1 protein-coding gene is annotated in these 1301 nt (G+C 59.1%); it reads left to right on the top strand.

All coding sequences use genetic code 11. The features are described from left to right. A partial coding sequence (locus tag ACTHUR_RS11275) for a YadA family autotransporter adhesin (protein WP_440398631.1) occupies positions 1 to 1298 on the top strand: 1298 nt, incomplete at its 5' end. Positions 1299 to 1301 lie beyond the last annotated feature (3 nt).

Raw genomic sequence — 1301 nt, 5'->3', positions numbered from 1 at the left:
GTTACAGCCTCGTGACCTACAACGTCGAAGACCAAGGCATGTACGTGACCAACAACGTCATCGAAGCCGTAGGCCGTATGAACGAACAAGGCATCAAGTTCTTCCATACCAACGACGGCGAAGTGAACCCTGACGTACAGGCACGCAACAGCGAAGACTCCAGCGCGAGCGGCGCATACGCCACGGCAGTCGGCTTCCAAGCCGCCTCCAAAGGCACCAACGCCATCGCCATCGGTAAAGGCGCCAAAGCCAACGCCGAGAACACCATCGCCATCGGTACCGGCAACATCGTCAGCGGCAAAAACTCCGGCGCCATCGGTGACCCGACCGTAGTAAGCGGCAACAGCTCTTACTCCATCGGTAACAACAACAACGTATCCGCCGACAACGCCTACGCACTGGGCAGCAACATCAAAGCCACGGTTAAAGACTCCGTCTACCTCGGCGACCGCGCCCAAACCCAAGGCATCCATACGGCTGATGCGGCCAAAGGCGAAGCCTACACCTACGGCGGCCTGAACGACAAAGCCGTGGCAGGCAAAGCAGGTTCGGCTGCCGCCGCGAACAAAGTCGCCGGTGTCGTTACCGTCGGCAACGGCACGGACGAGACCCGTCAGGTACAAGGTGTGGCGGCAGGTGTGGTATCGGCGGATTCTACCGATGCGATCAACGGCAGCCAGTTGTATTACACCAACCAGGCGATTGCCAATGTGGCGACACAAGCGACGGCGGCGAAAACCGAAGTTACCGCAGGTAAGAACGTCGTCGTTAACCAAACGACCGGCAACAGCGGTCAGACCGTGTACAACGTTGCGACTGCCGATAAACTCGACGTAACCAGCGTGACCGCAGGCGGTGTAACCGTTAACGCGCAAGGTGTCAGCATCGCTGCACCGACCGCCCATAACCCGGCAAATACCGTCAGCCTCAGCCCGATCGGTCTGAACAACGGCGGACAACGCATCACCAACGTCGCTCCGGCGAAAGAGGGTACCGATGCGGTCAACCTGAACCAGCTTGCCGGCATGGGTAACGCTCTGCAAAACAACATCGAACGCGTCGGCAAAAAAGCCTACGCAGGTGTAGCGGGCGCGATTGCACAAGGCTCGATTCCGCAAGTAACCCGTCCGGGTGCGACCGGTATCGGCGTGGGTAGCGGCTACTACGGTGGTCAATCCGCCATGGCAATCGGTGTGTCTGCTATGAGCGACGGCGGTAACTGGGTTGTTAAAGGTAACTTCTCCGCCAACACAGACGGCCACGTCGGTGTCGGAGCAGGTGCGTTGTACCAGTGGTAAGCT

The organism is Neisseria sp. P0021.S007 (assembly GCF_051956855.1).
This window is presented reverse-complemented; position numbering and strand designations above follow the sequence as displayed.